We start from the raw sequence: 14,367 nt of genomic DNA on the forward strand, positions 1-14,367 counted from the left end.
ACGTTTGGTGGTCGGCGAGCATGTCGAGCCCTCCGCGCCCGGATCGGCGCGGTCACGTCAGGTAGGCAGGAAGGTAGGCACCGTTGATGTCCACGTACCGAGAGGGAGACCGCGCGAGTCGACCCAGACGGCGGTCCCGATGGTTCTTAGCCGGCGGTTTACTGGCGGGGAGCCTGGTCGTGGGCGTGGCCGGAGCGGCTGCCGCCGCCGACCGCGCCCTCACCCTCCCAGGTCTGGCCCGACTGACCCCGGCGGCTGACGACGACCGCCGCGACGGCGACCGGCGGGCGACGCAGCAGGACCAGGACGGCCCGGAACAGGACCGTCCGAGCACCCCGGGCACCGGCAAGCGGGGGGTCGTGTCGGTGCCCTGCGACGCCGCGAAGCTGGTCGCGGCGCTGGTGACCGCCAACGCCGAGGGCGGCGGCGAACTCCGGCTCGCGCCCAAGTGCCGCTACACCCTCACCGAGGCGTTCCACGAGACCGACCAGTACGACGGCGGAATCCGCGACGCCCGGGAGGCGGCCGACGCGGCGGAGACCCCCGGTGACGCCGAGGCGCCGCCGCACAACCCGGCCGACGACACCGCCGGACTGCCGGTGATCTACCAGGCCATCACGATCGACGGCGCCGGCGCCACGATCGCCCGCGACGCCCAGGCCGCCCCGTTCCGCTTCTTCACCGTCCGCGACGGCGGCGAGCTGACCCTGCGGGACATGGAACTGCACAACGGCCGCTCGGCCATCGAGGGTGGCAGTGTGCACGTGGTGCACGGCGCCACCGCCGTGGTGGAACGGGTCACCGTCTCGCAGAGCACCTCGCTGTCGCCCGAGGGCGGCGGTGGCGGCATCTTCAACGACGGCAACATGGTGGTCACCGACTCCACGTTCGTCGGCAACAGCGCATCGGGCGCCGCGGGCAAGGGCGGGGGCCTGCTCAACGGTGGTGTCCTGACGCTGAAGCGTTCCGAGTTCCACCGCAACAGCGCCAACGGCTACGGCGGCGGGCTCGGCAACTACCGGGGTGCCGCCGACGTGGAGAGCGTCTCCTTCACCCAGAACAGCGCCGCCCAGGGGGGCGGGCTGGCCAGCTTCTCGGCCCGCACGAAGGTCTCCGACACCGAGCTGCTCAACAACACCGCCCAGGTCGGCGGCGGCGCCGCCAACTCCGACGCGGTGCTGGTGATGCGCACGATGACCATCCGGGGCAACACGTCCACTGTCAACGGCGGCGGCATCTCGACGGTGAAGGGCCTGACGCCGCTCGACGACAGCGTGGTCGAGGGCAACACCACCCACGGCCTGGGTGCCGGCATCTACGCCGAGAAGGCGAACCTGCTGGTGCGGGGCAGCGACGTGGTCCGCAACGAGGCGGTCGGCGCGGCGTCCCAGGGTGGCGGCATCTACGCCAGCGCGGGCTCGGTGGCGATCTACACCAGCAAGGTCACCCACAATGCGTCGACGCTGAAGCCCGGTGGTGTCTTCGGCATGCACGCCCAGGTCAAGATCGACGATGAGAGCGTGGTCGTCGAGAACGAGCCGACCAACTGCGAGGGCAGCCAGGTGCCGATCGCGCACTGCTTCCGCTGAACGTCGACTCGCGCACCTCATCCCGAGAACGCGGACGAGCCGCCCCGGTGATCGGTCGGGGCGGCTCGCCCGTGCCCGCCCCGGTCAAACGCCGCCCGCCGACATCACCCCCGCCGCCCGCGGGCGTCACCCCATCGCACGTAGCCGGCCGGCGAGATCGCCGGCGAAGAAGTCGAGGAAGCCGTCCGGGTCGGGGCCGGCGTTCTGCAGCACGATGTGGTCGAAGCCGGCCTCGACGTACGACCGGACCTTGGCGACGTGCGGTTCCGGGTCCGGGCCGACGGCGAAGAGCTGCCGGATGTGCTTCTCCTCGACGTACGCGCTCGCCGCGTCGAAGTTGACCGGGTTCGGCAGCTCGCTCATCACCTTCCAGCCGGTCACCATCCACCGGCTCGTCTGCAACACCGCCTGCACCGCCTGCTGCTCGTCGGTGGCCCAGGCCACTGGCACCTCGGCGTAGCGCGGGCCGGCACCCTGCGCGCGTCGGTAGTGCTCGACGATCGACGCGTCCGCGTCGGTGGCGAACAGTCCGTCGCCCAACTCGGCGGCGAGCCGCGCCGACGCCTCACCGCTGGCCGCCACCGCGATCACGGGCAGGGTGTCCGGCAGGTCGAAGACCCGGGCGTCCTCCAGGTGCAGGTGCCGTCCCTCGTACGACTGGTAGCCGCCCTGCCAGAGCAGCCGGATGATCTCCAGCGCCTCGCGTAGTCGCTCGTGTCGGCCCCGCACGCTGGGGAAGCCCTGCCCGACCACATGCTCGTTGAGCCGCTCGCCTGCACCCACGCCGAGGGTGAACCGGCCGTCGGAGATCAGTGCCATGGTCGCCGCGGCCTGGGCGATGATCGCCGGGTGGTAGCGGACGGTCGGGCAGGTGACACCGGTGGCCAGACGCAGGGTGCTGGTTCTGGCCGCGATGGCGCCGAGCACGCTCCAGGTGAAGGACGAGTGCCCCTGTGCGTCCAGCCAGGGGTGGAAGTGGTCGCTCATCTCGACGAAGTCGAAGCCGGCCCGCTCGGCCAGGACGGCCTGTCGGATGATCTCCTGCGGGCCGTACCCCTCCGAGGCCAACTTGTAGCCGATCTGCATGCCCGCACTCCCGATCCCGTTTCGCTGACTGAGGCATCGGCGGTTCCCGGCCCCGGCGCGGACAAACGCCACAGGCCGCAAACCAGCCTCCTAGGATGCCGTAGGCGGTGTGCGGTGGACGACGGCAGGTGCCAAGGACCGCCTCCAGCCACCGGACACCGTCACCGCACCAGCAGATCGATGACGCCCGTCAGGTCCTCCTCGCCACCGCCCTCCGCCAGGCGGCGGCGCATCAGGTCGAAGTAAGGGCTGAGCAGTTCGGGGCTGACGCCCTGCTGCTCGGCGGTGCTCAGAAAGGTCGGCGTGCCCGCCACCTGCATGGCGAGAGGGGAGACGACCCCCTTGGTGTAGTCCCCGCTGCGCAGCTGGTCGGCGGTCTGGTGAACCGCCGGGACCATCGCGACGAGCCAGTCGGCGAGCAGTGCGGCGAGCGCCGACGGGTCGATGTCCTCCCGGCGGATCAGGGCGAATGCGTGCGCGGCCCCGGCGAACATCCCGTACATGGCGCTGAGAAGAGCCACGTCGTGCAGGGCCGCGAAGCCCGCGTCCTCACCGACGTAGGTGGTGCCGACCGGAACGCCCAGCGTCTCCCGGTGCCGTTCGAACAGCGCTCGTGAGCCGCTGTAGAAGACGTAGCCGCCGGCCTCCGGGACGCCGACCATCGGTGGGACAGCCATAATTCCACCGTCCAGGTACCGCGCGCCGCGTCGGCGGGCCCACGCCGCGCGGGCGCGGGCCTGGGCAGGGGTGCTGGTGGTCAGGTTGACCAGATCCCGGCCGATCAGGTCCACGCCGGCCAGCACCTGGTCGACCGAGCTGTCGTCCAACAGGCAGACGACGACCAGGGTGCTCGCCGCGACCGCCTGTGCGGCGCTGCCCGCGACCCTTGCCCCTTCGGGCACGAGCGCTGCGGCGCGCGCCGGGGTGCGGTTCCAGACGGTGAGCGGGTAGCCGGCGACAAGCCAGGCTCGGGCAAGCGCGGTACCCATCGCGCCGAGTCCCAGCATCGTGACGGAGGGCTTCTCCACAGTGTTCGGTTCCATGCCGATTAGGCTGGTCACCGGCCCCCAGGTGATCAAGTACGCACGTCGAGGTGCGTGGTTACCCGGGGGTGAGCGAGCACGTCGGAGGGGTGGGTATGGCGACGGTGAACCGGCCGGGCACCGCGGACGGACACGCCTGCGGTATCGACACCGCGATGGAGGTGATCGGCGGCAAGTGGAAGGTGCTGATCCTCTGGGCGCTCCACGAGCACCCCCTGCGTCGCTTCGGCGAGCTGCGTCGACTGCTTCCGGGGATCACGGAGAAGGTGCTGGCCTCTCACCTACGGGAGATGGAGGCGGACGGCATCGTACGCCGTGTCTCCTACGACGAGGTGCCGCCCCGCGTCGAGTACTCGTTGACCGAGGACGGCACGCGCCTCAACGACGCCCTCGAGCCGCTGGCCGCCTGGGGACGCGATCGGTCGACCGTTCGACGGTCGGGGGAGGAGGCGGGCTAGTGCTCCGGAGCGACCTCGCCGAAAACTGCACCGGCCCGCGCCCCACCGCCGGGGGGCACGGGCCGGTCTACGTCTGTTGCCTACTTGGAAGGCTCGGGCAGCTTGCAGTCGACCTTCGGGTTGGCGCCGATGTAGTTCAGCGGCCCGGCCACGATCGTGACCAGGATGGTGCCGGCCTCGGCGCAGTTGGTGTCGTCACCGCTGTAGTAGCCGCGCTGGCCAGCGGCGATGGCGCCGATCACCAACCAGATCACGACGATGACTCCGAGAATCGAGGTGCCGCGCATCGCTGCCTCCTGAGGTATGTGGTGGATCTGAGGTGCAGCGGTTGTACCCAATCGGGTCGCGCCGCTAACTGTTGCGTGCTAAGGCCGCCTGCGGCGGATCCTCCGTCCGGCCGATGCCGTCCGCCGATGCGTACCGCCCGGGCATCCGCCGCCCGCACCGGGTAGCGCCTGTCGGCTATCGGATCGACGACCGACCTCGCCGTGATCGGGCTGAGTGGACGTAGAACTGCCTCACGGCCCCGCCGAGGAGGACCCATGGACGCCCCGACACCGCCCCTGTACATCGACCGCCCCGAGGACGTCGCGGTCGCGGCCCGCGCGCTCGCCGGCGGCGCGATCGTCGCGGCGGCGTTCGCCAACTTCTACGTCATCGTCGCCCGCCCGGACGCGGCCACCGTGCGCCGGGTCAACCTGGCCAAGGGTCGACCGGCCCACCAGGTCGGCAGCATCACCACAGCGATCGGCCGGATCCCGGGGATGTTCGACTGGACGCGGATCTCGCCCCGGCTGCCGGTCGGTCGGGTGCGCGCGCTGATGGACGCCCTCTACGGGGCCGGACCGTTCGGCTTCCGCGGGCCGGCCGCCGACCGGCTCCCCGACCACCTCACCCAGGTCGACCAGGGGATGCGGACCACCCAGGTGATCGCACCGGGGCTGACCTGCCCGTCCAACGCCCTCTTCGAGCGGGCGCTCGCCGAGACCGGCACGGATCACCTCTACATCACCTCGGCGAACCGGTCGCGGCACCTGACCGGCGCGGCTGAGGAACCGGCGCACTGGAAGGCGGGCGCCCTGGCCGCCGACTTCGCCCACCTCGACGATCTGGTGGTGCTCGTGCACCGGGACGAGGCCGCCGCCCGCGCCGCGTACCCGGGTTACCTCACCACCTCGGTCACCCTGCTCTCGTTCCACGCGCCGGAGGGTGACCTCGAAGAACCGCCGGTGCTCACGGTGGACCGGCACGGGTCGCTGCACCTGGACGACGTCCGCCGCGCCGCCGCGCCGCTGGGCCTGCAGGTGCGCCTGGCGGGCACCGCCCGGCAACGGTTGCAGGTCCGGGGGTACGCCGGGGCGCTGGTCTGAGCCGTTGCCGGCGATGCCCGCGGCCCGGCCGGCTTCAGTGCGGCGGTGACGGGGCCTCCGGTGGCTTGCCGTGACTGCGCCGGAAGTCCGCGTAGGCCACGCCGGCCAGCACCAGCAGCCCGCCGAGGGACGCGCAGGCCGGCGGCAGGTACAGCAGGGCGGGTGCGATGGTCAGCAGCGCCAGCACCCCACCGGGCCGGGACCAGGACACCCGGCTGAACACCTCGTACTCGAAACAGGCCCGGCCGGCCAGGAAGAGCGCCGGGCCGCCGAGGATCACCGCGAGCCAGGCCGGCGGCGTCCGCCCGGTCGGGTCGTGCAGCACCAGGTGGAAGCCGGATGCCGTGGTGACCACCCCGGCGATCATCAACAGATGGGTGTACGGCGCGCTGAACAGGAACTTGCTGGGGGAGCGGGCCGTCTGGATGGCGGTCGGCAGCAGTTCGCCGGACTTGTGCACGTAGATCCGCCAGAGCAGCAGCGTGGTCAGGAACGCCACAGCAAACGCGCCGATGTTCTCGGCCTCGGTGTGCTCCATGCTGGACATGGTGCCGATGGTCAGGATGGCGTCGCCGAGCGCGATGATGAAGAACTGCTGGTAGCGCTCGGAGAGATGTTCCGCGGTGACGTTGCGTTGCTGCTCCGGGACCACTCCCAGCCCCGGCACCGGGTACGCGAGCCGGAAGCCGAGGTAGTCGATGGCGAGCGCGGTGGCCCAGCAGGCGATCCGGGCGTCCTCGCTGACGAATGCGCCGATGAGCCACGGGATCGCCGACACCACGAACCACAGGAAGATGCGGGCCGCCCGCCGTTGGGTCTGTGGTTCGCGGCGTACCGCTGGCATCAGGAACAGTCCACGCCCCAGGTGGATCGCCACGTACGTGCCGGCGAAGACGATCCCTCGATTGTTGAACGCCTCCGGGATCGCCGTGGTCATCAGCAGCGCGCCGAACATCACGGCGCTGATCAGTAGCTTGATCTCGGTGCGTTCGGGGTTGTACATGTCGGTGACGAGCGTGGTGATCGCCCAGGTCCACCACACGGCGGCCAACATGATCAGCGCCTCGGCGGCGCGGTGCCAGTCGAGCTGGTCGACCAGTCCCCGCGAGATGAGCGCGAGCGCGACCACGTACACCAGGTCGAAGAAGAGTTCGAGGAGGGTGACCCGGCGCGGGCCCTCCGGGTCGCGCACCGGTGGACCGCTGGCCCGCGGTGACCCGGGTTCCGGCGCGGGGAGGTGCACGGGATTCTCCTGCGGAACCGCTCGACTCGATGGACCTGTGGGTCCGCCTCAACGGACGGTAACGGGCGGGCGAGGGCACTGGCGCGCGTTCGCCCGCCCGTCCCCCGACCGGGTTGTGTCGGGCGGCTAGCCCGCCTGCGGGGATGTCGACGGCTTCTCGCCGCCGCGGGGGGCGGCGAGGGCGTCGACCAGGCGGCGGGCCGAGCCGGCCAGGTTCCATCGTTGGGCGAGCTCGAGCAGCCGGTCCGGGTCGGCCGGCGCGGTCGGCAGTGCGGTGGGCAGCTGCGGCAGTGGCACGTCCAGTGCGACCCGGACCACTGTCGGCGCGACGCCCAGGTAGTCGCGTGCCGCGATCAGCTTGGCGCGCAGGCCGGGCGCGAAGGACGAGTCGGAGTCGTCGAGCGCGGCCAGGATGCCGGCGATGCTGCCGTAGCGCTCGATCAGTCGGGCGGCGGTCTTCTCGCCGACGCCGGCCACTCCGGGCAGCCCGTCGCTCGGGTCGCCGCGCAGCGCGGCGAAGTCGGCGTACCGGTCGGCCGGTACGCCGTAGCGGGCCCGCACCGCGGCGTCGTCGCAGTCGTCGAGTTTGGCCACGCCGCGCCCGACGTAGAGCAGCCGGACCTCTCGGGCGTCGTCGACGAGCTGGAACAGGTCCCGGTCTCCGGAGACCACCTCGACCGGGCCGGGTTGGGTCACCGAGAGGGTGCCGAGCACGTCGTCGGCCTCGTAGCCGGTGGCGCCGACCGCGGTGATGCCCACCGCGGCGAGGACCTCCAGGATCATCGGGACCTGCGGGGAGAGGGTGTCCGGAACGATCTCGCCGCCCTGCGGGGCGACCCGGTGCGCCTTGTACGACGGCAGCAGGTCGACGCGCCACGCCGGGCGCCAGTCGTGGTCCAGGGCGCAGACCATCCGGTCGGCGCCGCGCACCCGGATCAGGGTGGCGAGCATGTCGAGGAAGCCGCGTACCGCGTTGACCGGGGTGCCGTCCTCGGCCTTGGCGGCGGACTCCGGAATGCCGAAGTAGGCCCGGAAGTAGAGGCTGGCTGCGTCGATCAGCAGGATCGGGGGTCGGTGTGCCACGCCGGACAGCCTGGCACAACCCTCTGACGATCGGGGGTACGCCCGGCCGTCGGTGGGGTCAGCGGCGCTCGTCGGGCTGGTAGACGGTCTCGCGGCGGGCCAGGTGCTGCACGATGTAGCTGGTCACCAGCAGCAGGATCGCGACCACCACCTCGACCCAGGCGGCGACGCCGTCGGCGACGGTGAGGCCGATGATCAGCAGGACCAGGCCGACGAGGGCGAGGACGCCGGCCCAGAGTTGGCGGCGGCGGCGTGTCGCGGCCTGGCTCGCCTGGTTCGCTGCCATGTCGGTCCTCCCGGTCGGGGAGTCCGGGCGGCTCCCCGCTTCCAGGCTAGGGGTCGCGGTGGCGTTCGATGAGGGAAACCGACGCGCGGGGGCGTGCCGTCACCCGGCCGTCGCCGAGCAGTCCGTTCCAATCCGGAACGGGCTATAGTCGAGGCGGAACCAATGGAGGTGGACGGTGCGGCGGGAGGATCTTGCCGATGCGGACTGCGGCATCGCGCAGGCGCTGGGCGTGCTGGGGGACTGGTGGACCTTCCTCATCGTTCGCGACGTCGCCGGTGGCACGACCCGCTTCGACGGGCTCCAACGGGAGTTGGGCGTCAGCCGGCGGGCGCTGACCGAACGCCTCGCCGCGCTGGTCGAGCACGGTGTGCTGGAACGCAGACCGTATTCGGACCACCCGCCCCGCTACGACTATCTGCTCACGGCGCGGGGCGAGGGCCTGTTGCCGGTGCTGATCGCCATGCAGGACTGGGGGACGAGGTATCTCATGGGTGACGGTGATCTGACCGCTACCGCCGACGCCGGCTCGGCCGAGGCGCGCCGGGCACATGATCTGGTCGGCCGGCGGCTGCCCGAGATCGTCCTGCCCGCCGCCGACGGGCAGCCGGTCGCGCTGGCCGCGACGGACGCGTGGAGCGTCCTCTACCTGTTCCCGGGGGCGTACGCGCCGGGGACGCACGGCTACCCGCTCGGCTGGGCGGAGATTCCCGGTGCCCGGGGGTGCACGCTGGAGTCGACCACCTACGCCAGGCGTCACCCGGACTTCCAGGCCGCCGGTGTCCGGGTGTACGGCGTCAGCACCCAGCGGCCCGACCAGCTCGCCGCCTTCGCCGCGTACGCCGAGCTGCCGTTTCCCATGCTGTCCGATGAGGATGGTCGGCTGGCGGCGGGGCTGCTGCTGCCGGTGTTCCGGGCGGGCGGGGTGAACCGGTTCAAGCGACTGACGTTGCTGGTCGACCCGACGGCGGTGGTGCGGGCGGTGCAGTTCCCGGTCACCGACCCGGCCGGCTCGGTGCAGGAGATGCTGACAGTGGTCCGTGAGCTCGCCGGGGCCCCCGACTGACGCGGTGGCGTCGATCGGGAGCCCCGGGGCAACAGCCTGCGGGCGTGGCGTCAGGCCGGGAGCGTCCAGCGTTGGTTGGCGCCGGCGAAGCAGTCCCAGATCTGCAGCCGGGTGCCGTCGGCGGAGCTGTTGTCGGTGGCGTCGAGGCACTTGTTCGACTGCGGGTTGCGCAGCGTCCCGTTGGACTGCGCCTGCCAGACCTGCGCGCCGCTGCCGTTGCAGTCCCAGAGTTGGACCTTCGCGCCGTTGGCGGTGGAGCCGCTGGCGATGTCGGCGCACTTGCCGAGGGCGCGCAGCGTGCTGTCGCTGGCCACGGTCCAGGTCTGCGCGTTGGTGCCGTTGCAGGTCCAGAGCTGGATGGCGGCGCCGTTGGCGGTGCTGGCCGAGGCCACGTCGACGCACTTGCCGCCGATCCCGGTGATCCGGCCGGTACGACCGGTCGGCGGCGGGGTGGTGCCGCCCATGATCGTGTCGTACATGGCGCTGACCAGTGAGGTCGAGCCGGTGGTGTCCTGCGACAGCTCCCAGTTCATCACGCCGCCGGCGTTTGCGAGGGCCCACTGCGTCTTGCGCTTGACCGTCGGGACGCCGTTGTAGCACTGCTGGGCCCCGCCGGCGGTGGTGCAGTCCCGGTTGGCGTTCGCCGGGTCCAGCGCGACCAGCGCCGAGTAGGTGTAGTAGCCGGGACGGCTGTAGAACGGGATGCCGAGGACGGCCTTGCTGGCCGGCAGGCCGCGGGCCTTCCACAGGTTGACGCTGTTGATCGACCAGTCGTAGTTCGAGTGCGGGCTGCCGCCGTCGTACGCCATGATGTTGAGCCAGTCGACCTGGTTGAACACGGCCGGCTGCACGCCGTCGACGGAGTAACCCTCGGAGACCACGGCGGCGGTGAGCAGCTTGCCGCGACTGTGCATGGCGGTGCCGAGCTGCGTCATGAGCGCCGTGTAGTTGTTCGCCGAGGCGCCCGGGTCGGGGTATTCCCAGTCCATGTCGACGCCGTCGAGGTTGTACTGGTTGACGAAGTTGACCAGGTTGTTGACGAAGGTGGTCCGGCTGCCGGAGTTGGCCGCGAGGGCCTCGAAGGCCGAGTCGTTGCCGTCGTTCCAGCCGCCGACCGCGATCGACACCTTGACGTTGTTGGCGTGTGCCTGGGAGACCAGCGAGGAGAGTTTGCTCGGGTTTTCCACCGCGCGCAGGCTGCCGTCGTTGTTGGGCAGCACGAACGCGTAGTTGATGTGGGTGAGCTTGTTGTACTGGATGGTGTTGACGTTGCCGGCCCAGGAGGGCATGTAGCCGACGCTCTTGAAGTTGTTCGGCAGCACCACGGCCTGCGCGGCGGTGGAGGTGACGGTGAGGGTGGCACCGGCCGTGGCCAGCGCGAGGAGGCCGGCGGCGAGGGCGCGGCGTAGTGGTGAGGACATCGGGGGCCTTCCCGTGGGCGGGGGACGACACCCGCCCGCGCGGGGTGACGCGGGCGGGGAGTGCGGGACGCAGGTACGGGTGGGCCTCGAGGCAGCCAAATCTTAAAGAGTGTTAACTGTCCGAGTCAATCAACATCGGTGGATTTCTGGCCTGCTGATGTCGATATGGGGTTTGCCCAAACGACCGTTAAGCTGACGGGGTGGGAATCGACGAGCTGTATCCGCCCGATCGGCTGATCGCCGCGCAGCGCGCCACGGCCGCCGCCGGTCTGGACGCCCTGCTGCTCACCCCCGGTTCCGACCTGCGGTACCTGACCGGGTACGACGCCCACGCGGGGGAGCGGCTGACCTGCCTGGTACTGCCCGCCGAGGGCGAGCCGACCCTGATCGTGCCGAGGCTGGAACGCCCCGCGGCGGAGGCGGCCCCGAACACCGGGGTGCGCATCGTCGACCACGTCGACGGCAGCGACCCGTACCCCCTGGTCGTGGCCGCCCTCGACGGCCCGGTCGCGGCGGTCGGGCTCGCCGACCGGATGTGGGCCGAGCAGGTCCTCGGCCTGCGCGCGGCGCTGCCCGACGCCGCGCAACGCCTCGCCGGGGAGGTGCTGCGTGAGCTGCGGATCCGCAAGTCCCCGGCGGAGATCGCGGCGCTCGCCGAGGCCGGCGCGGCGATCGACGAGGTGCACCTGCGGATGGGCGAGTGGCTGCGCCCCGGGCGCACCGAGGCCGAGGTCGGCACCGACATCGCCGCGGCGATCCGCGCCGCCGGGCACGTCAGCGTCGACTTCGTCATCGTGGCGGCCGGGCCGAACGGGGCCAGCCCGCACCACGGCACCTCCGACCGGCCGATCGGCGCCGGCGAGCCGGTGGTGGTCGACATCGGCGGCACGATGCCGTCGGGCTACCGCTCGGACTGCACCCGCACCTATCTGGTGGGTGGGCCGGCGCCGGCCGACTTCCTGGACTACTACGCGGTGCTGCGCGACGCCCAGCGCGCCGCTGTCGAGGCGGTGCGACCCGGAATCACCGGCGCGGCGGCCGACGCGGCGGCCCGGGAGCCGATCGCCGCCGCCGGCTACGGGCCCGCCTTCCTGCACCGCACCGGCCACGGCATCGGGCTCGACGGGCACGAGGAGCCGTACCTGGTGGACGGCAACGACCGGCCCTTGGAGGCCGGGATGGCGTTCTCCATCGAACCGGGCATCTATCTGGCGGGCCGGCACGGCGCCCGTATCGAGGACATCGTCGTCTGCACAACGGACGGCGTGCAACGGCTCAACACCACCCCCACGGAGCTCATCGCGCTATGACTGTCGACCGGATCCTGCCCACCGACGAGGCCCACGACCTGCTGGGTCTCGCCACCGAGCTCGCCGACCGCGAGCTCGCGCCGAAGGCCGCGGCCTTCGAGGAACGCGCCGAGTTCCCCCGCGAGGTGCTGCGGACGCTGGGCCGCGCCGGGCTGCTCGGCCTGCCGTACCCGGAGGAGTACGGCGGCGCGGCGCAGCCGTACGAGGTGTACCTGCAGGTGTTGGAGATCCTGGCCAGCCGTTGGCTCGCGGTCGCCGAGGCGGTCAGCGTGCACACCCTGTCCTGCTATCCGGTGGCGGCGTTCGGCAGCGACGAGCAGCGCAAGCTGCTGCCGGACATGCTCGGTGGCGAGTTGCTGGGCGCGTACTGCCTCTCCGAGCCGCAGGGTGGCTCGGACGCGGCGGCGCTGAGCACCCGGGCCGAGCGCGACGGGGACGTGTACCTGGTCTCCGGCACCAAAGCGTGGATCACCCACGCCCGGACGGCCGACTTCTACAACGTCTTCTGCCGCACCGGCGGGCCCGGCCCGAAGGGGATCTCCTGCCTGGTCGTCGACGCGGGCACGGCGGGCATCACCCCGCAGGCGGCGGAGCGGACGATGGGGCTGCGCGCCTCTCCGGTGGCGCAGATCGCCTTCGACGAGGCCCGGGTGCCGGCGGACCGGCTGATCGGCGCCGAGGGGATGGGCTTCACCATCGCGATGTCCGCGCTGGACTCCGGTCGGCTGGGCATCGCGGCGTGCGCGGTCGGACTGGCCCAGGCCGCCCTGGACTACGCGGTCTCCTACGCCCGGGAGCGGCAGCAGTTCGGGCGCTCCATCATCGACTTCCAGGGGCTGGGGTTCCTCCTCGCCGACGCCGCCACCCAGATCTCCGCCGCCCGCGCGCTGACCCTGGCGGCGGCCCGGCTGCGCGACGCCGGCCGCCCGTACGCGATCGAGGCGGCCAAGGCGAAGCTCTTCGCCACCGACATGGCGATGCGGGTGACCACCGACGCGGTGCAGGTGCTCGGCGGCGCGGGGTACGTGGCCGACCACCCGGTGGAGCGGTACATGCGCGAGGCGAAGGTGTTGCAGATCGTGGAGGGCACCAACCAGATCCAGCGGATGGTGATCTCCCGGGCCCTCGCGAAGGGCTGACGGCGGCGCCCGGTGGCGCGGTCGCGGTGGGTGCGTCACGGCCTGTCGCGGTCCGCCACCCGGGTACCGCGTCGCCGTGCGGCGATTTTCCCGGTAGGTTGCACGCCGTGGAGGAGATCGACCGCGCTATCGTCGCCGCGCTGACCGCCGACGGCCGTCTGTCGTACACCGACCTGGCCGAGCGGGTGGGGCTGTCGGTGTCCGCGGTGCACCAGCGGGTCCGCCGGCTGGAGCAGCGCGGAGTGATCAAGGGGTACGCCGCCCGGGTGTCGTTCGAGGCGTTGGATCTGCCGCTGACCGCGTTCGTGGCGATCCGGCCGTTCGATCCGTCGCAGCCGGACGACGCCCCGGAGCGGCTGGCCCACCTGCCGGAGATCGATTCGTGCTACTCGGTGGCGGGGGAGGACTTCTACCTGCTGCTGGTGCGGGTGGCCAGCCCCACCGACCTGGAGCGGGTGCTGCAGGAGATCCGCACCTCGGCGAACGTCACCACCCGCACGACCGTGGTGTTGTCCACGCCGTACGAGAACCGGCCGCCGAAGATCACCGCTGCGGCACCGAGTCGGTCGCGGTCCCGGGCGCCGGAGGAGCCGGCTGGTTCCACCGCAGGATGACCTGCCGGCCGTGTTCGTGGCCGAGCGCGCTGACCGTGGCGGTGTCCAGGCGTAGCCGCCCACCGGCGGACGGGGGCATGCCGATCCAGCGGGCACCGAGCACCCGCAGGCTGTGCGCGTGCCCGACCAACGCGACGGTGCCCCGGTCGAGCAGCGGGGTGACACGGGCCAGCACCCGGTCGAGGCGTTCGCCCACCTGCGCGGGGGACTCCCCGCCGGGGCAGCCGTCGGTCCAGATGTTCCAGTGCGGATCGTCGTCGTGGATGTCGACGGTGGTGCGGCCCTCGTACTCGCCGTAGTTCCACTCGCTGAGGTCCTCGTCGACGCTGTCGACGGTGAGCCCGGCCAGCTGCGCGGTGCGCAGCGCCCGGGAGCGGGGGCTGGCCAGCACGGTGACGAAGCGCCGGGCGGCCAGGAACGCGGCCAGCGTGCGGGCCTGTCGCTCGCCGTCGGGGGTCAGCTCCAGGTCGGTGTACGAGGTGTGCCGGTGGCTGGCGCTCCAGGTGGTCTCGCCGTGCCGGATCAGCAGGAGCTCTCCCATGCGGCCAGTTAACCATCGTGGGACTGCCCCGACAGTCGACCCCACCACAACCTATCTTCCTAGGACGCCTTACAGGGTGTGCCAACCGGCACCACCGGTTTCAGCACCCGGAGACCGGGCA

15 protein-coding genes are annotated in these 14,367 nt (G+C 71.7%); 7 read left to right on the top strand and 8 right to left on the bottom strand.

Annotation, left to right across the window (positions count from 1 at the left end):
- The first annotated feature begins 86 nt into the window (after window positions 1-86).
- Window positions 87-1,589, top strand: coding sequence for a right-handed parallel beta-helix repeat-containing protein (locus IF22_RS0100855; protein ID WP_030327572.1), 1,503 nt, complete (start codon window positions 87-89; stop codon window positions 1,587-1,589).
- A 126-nt stretch (window positions 1,590-1,715) separates the two neighbouring features.
- Here the strand turns inward: IF22_RS0100855 and IF22_RS0100860 are convergent, their stop codons facing one another.
- Complete coding sequence (locus tag IF22_RS0100860) at window positions 1,716-2,675, bottom strand: TIGR03557 family F420-dependent LLM class oxidoreductase (protein ID WP_030327573.1); 960 nt, start codon at window positions 2,673-2,675, stop codon at window positions 1,716-1,718.
- 161 nt (window positions 2,676-2,836) lie between these two features.
- A complete protein-coding gene (locus tag IF22_RS0100865) occupies window positions 2,837-3,718 on the bottom strand; it encodes an NAD(P)-dependent oxidoreductase (protein ID WP_030327574.1) in 882 nt (293 codons plus the stop codon).
- 95 nt (window positions 3,719-3,813) lie between these two features.
- Here IF22_RS0100865 and IF22_RS0100870 point away from each other — a divergent pair, with 95 nt between their 5' ends.
- The gene (locus IF22_RS0100870) at window positions 3,814-4,176 is read left to right on the top strand and encodes a winged helix-turn-helix transcriptional regulator (protein WP_030327575.1); all 363 of its coding nucleotides are present in this window, start codon (window positions 3,814-3,816) and stop codon (window positions 4,174-4,176) included.
- 80 nt (window positions 4,177-4,256) lie between these two features.
- Here IF22_RS0100870 and IF22_RS0100875 read toward each other — a convergent pair whose 3' ends face one another.
- Window positions 4,257-4,463, bottom strand: a complete 207-nt coding sequence (locus IF22_RS0100875; protein WP_030327576.1) for a hypothetical protein — start codon at window positions 4,461-4,463, stop codon at window positions 4,257-4,259.
- 255 nt (window positions 4,464-4,718) lie between these two features.
- On the opposite strand from IF22_RS0100875, the gene IF22_RS0100880 reads away from it, so the two are divergent.
- Window positions 4,719-5,546 (top strand): hypothetical protein, encoded by an 828-nt coding sequence (locus tag IF22_RS0100880; protein ID WP_030327577.1) that lies wholly within the window; start codon window positions 4,719-4,721, stop codon window positions 5,544-5,546.
- A 34-nt stretch (window positions 5,547-5,580) separates the two neighbouring features.
- Here the strand turns inward: IF22_RS0100880 and IF22_RS0100885 are convergent, their stop codons facing one another.
- The 3 genes from IF22_RS0100885 to IF22_RS0100895 form a co-directional block, all read right to left on the bottom strand.
- A complete protein-coding gene (locus IF22_RS0100885; protein WP_030327579.1) occupies window positions 5,581-6,738 on the bottom strand; it encodes a low temperature requirement protein A in 1,158 nt (385 codons plus the stop codon).
- A 177-nt stretch (window positions 6,739-6,915) separates the two neighbouring features.
- On the bottom strand, window positions 6,916-7,872 hold the full coding sequence (locus tag IF22_RS0100890) for a 5'-3' exonuclease (RefSeq protein WP_051708077.1): 957 nt from the start codon (window positions 7,870-7,872) through the stop codon (window positions 6,916-6,918).
- A 58-nt stretch (window positions 7,873-7,930) separates the two neighbouring features.
- A complete protein-coding gene (locus IF22_RS0100895) occupies window positions 7,931-8,158 on the bottom strand; it encodes a hypothetical protein (protein ID WP_030327581.1) in 228 nt (75 codons plus the stop codon).
- Between the two features lie 175 nt (window positions 8,159-8,333).
- On the opposite strand from IF22_RS0100895, the gene IF22_RS0100900 reads away from it, so the two are divergent.
- Window positions 8,334-9,221, top strand: coding sequence for a winged helix-turn-helix transcriptional regulator (locus tag IF22_RS0100900; protein ID WP_030327582.1), 888 nt, complete (start codon window positions 8,334-8,336; stop codon window positions 9,219-9,221).
- Window positions 9,222-9,271: 50 nt separating this feature from the next.
- Here the strand turns inward: IF22_RS0100900 and IF22_RS0100905 are convergent, their stop codons facing one another.
- Window positions 9,272-10,642: a glycosyl hydrolase family 18 protein gene (locus tag IF22_RS0100905; RefSeq protein ID WP_030327583.1), complete on the bottom strand. Its 1,371-nt coding sequence runs from the start codon at window positions 10,640-10,642 to the stop codon at window positions 9,272-9,274.
- Window positions 10,643-10,842: 200 nt separating this feature from the next.
- Between IF22_RS0100905 and IF22_RS0100910 the strand changes: the two genes are divergently transcribed.
- From IF22_RS0100910 to IF22_RS0100920, 3 genes are all read left to right on the top strand, one after another.
- Entirely contained in the window at window positions 10,843-11,952 is a 1,110-nt protein-coding gene (locus IF22_RS0100910; RefSeq protein ID WP_030327584.1) for a M24 family metallopeptidase, read from the top strand.
- Complete coding sequence (locus tag IF22_RS0100915) at window positions 11,949-13,091, top strand: acyl-CoA dehydrogenase family protein (protein ID WP_030327585.1); 1,143 nt, start codon at window positions 11,949-11,951, stop codon at window positions 13,089-13,091. The genes IF22_RS0100910 and IF22_RS0100915 overlap by 4 nt, the downstream gene beginning before the upstream one ends.
- A 107-nt stretch (window positions 13,092-13,198) precedes the next feature.
- Window positions 13,199-13,705, top strand: a complete 507-nt coding sequence (locus tag IF22_RS0100920; protein ID WP_030327586.1) for an Lrp/AsnC family transcriptional regulator — start codon at window positions 13,199-13,201, stop codon at window positions 13,703-13,705.
- Here IF22_RS0100920 and IF22_RS0100925 read toward each other — a convergent pair.
- Window positions 13,635-14,246, bottom strand: a complete 612-nt coding sequence (locus IF22_RS0100925) for a histidine phosphatase family protein (protein WP_030327588.1) — start codon at window positions 14,244-14,246, stop codon at window positions 13,635-13,637. The two genes, IF22_RS0100920 and IF22_RS0100925, sit on opposite strands and share 71 nt — an antisense overlap.
- Window positions 14,247-14,367 lie beyond the last annotated feature (121 nt).

Origin of the sequence: Micromonospora parva (assembly GCF_000718515.1) — a bacterium.
GTDB classification, from domain to species: domain Bacteria; phylum Actinomycetota; class Actinomycetes; order Mycobacteriales; family Micromonosporaceae; genus Micromonospora; species Micromonospora parva.

What these genes read in the sequence shown, in the direction of transcription:
- IF22_RS0100880 (WP_030327577.1), top strand. Translation starts at nt 4,719, where the DNA reads ATGGACGCCCCGACACCGCCCCTGTACATCGACCGCCCCGAGGACGTC.
- IF22_RS0100905 (WP_030327583.1), bottom strand. Translation starts at nt 10,642, where the DNA reads ATGTCCTCACCACTACGCCGCGCCCTCGCCGCCGGCCTCCTCGCGCTG.
- IF22_RS0100855 (WP_030327572.1), top strand. Translation starts at nt 87, where the DNA reads ATGTCCACGTACCGAGAGGGAGACCGCGCGAGTCGACCCAGACGGCGG.
- IF22_RS0100870 (WP_030327575.1), top strand. Translation starts at nt 3,814, where the DNA reads ATGGCGACGGTGAACCGGCCGGGCACCGCGGACGGACACGCCTGCGGT.
- IF22_RS0100865 (WP_030327574.1), bottom strand. Translation starts at nt 3,718, where the DNA reads ATGGAACCGAACACTGTGGAGAAGCCCTCCGTCACGATGCTGGGACTC.
- IF22_RS0100860 (WP_030327573.1), bottom strand. Translation starts at nt 2,675, where the DNA reads ATGCAGATCGGCTACAAGTTGGCCTCGGAGGGGTACGGCCCGCAGGAG.
- IF22_RS0100925 (WP_030327588.1), bottom strand. Translation starts at nt 14,246, where the DNA reads ATGGGAGAGCTCCTGCTGATCCGGCACGGCGAGACCACCTGGAGCGCC.
- IF22_RS0100895 (WP_030327581.1), bottom strand. Translation starts at nt 8,158, where the DNA reads ATGGCAGCGAACCAGGCGAGCCAGGCCGCGACACGCCGCCGCCGCCAA.
- IF22_RS0100875 (WP_030327576.1), bottom strand. Translation starts at nt 4,463, where the DNA reads ATGCGCGGCACCTCGATTCTCGGAGTCATCGTCGTGATCTGGTTGGTG.
- IF22_RS0100915 (WP_030327585.1), top strand. Translation starts at nt 11,949, where the DNA reads ATGACTGTCGACCGGATCCTGCCCACCGACGAGGCCCACGACCTGCTG.